This is a genomic window from Xenorhabdus yunnanensis, from assembly GCF_028598805.1.
Lineage (GTDB): Bacteria > Pseudomonadota > Gammaproteobacteria > Enterobacterales > Enterobacteriaceae > Xenorhabdus > Xenorhabdus yunnanensis.
Genome location: NZ_JAQRFI010000329.1, coordinates 1 through 224 on the forward strand (window position 1 = coordinate 1; position 224 = coordinate 224).

Below are 224 nucleotides of genomic sequence, written 5' to 3' on the forward strand. Positions count from 1 at the left end.
AAAGAGCGCCGTCGCTTTTCGGTGTAATGCTTGTTGCTCATCAGAAAGTAACCGAACGGGTTTTGCCTGCCAGGCATAAAACGTGGAACGACTGACTTTCATCACGCGACACAATTGGCAAATGGGAAATTGCTCTGCATGTTCTTTTATGAACCAACATCTTACAGCAGTTCTCTCGCAAAGAAGGCGCTCGCCTTCTTTAAGATCTCCTTCTCCATTTTCAG

At 46.0% G+C, this 224-nt stretch carries 1 pseudogene; it reads right to left on the reverse strand.

The features are described 5' to 3' along the window. Nucleotides 1-224, reverse strand: a pseudogene (locus tag PSI23_RS22470) (IS3 family transposase); the annotation flags it as partial.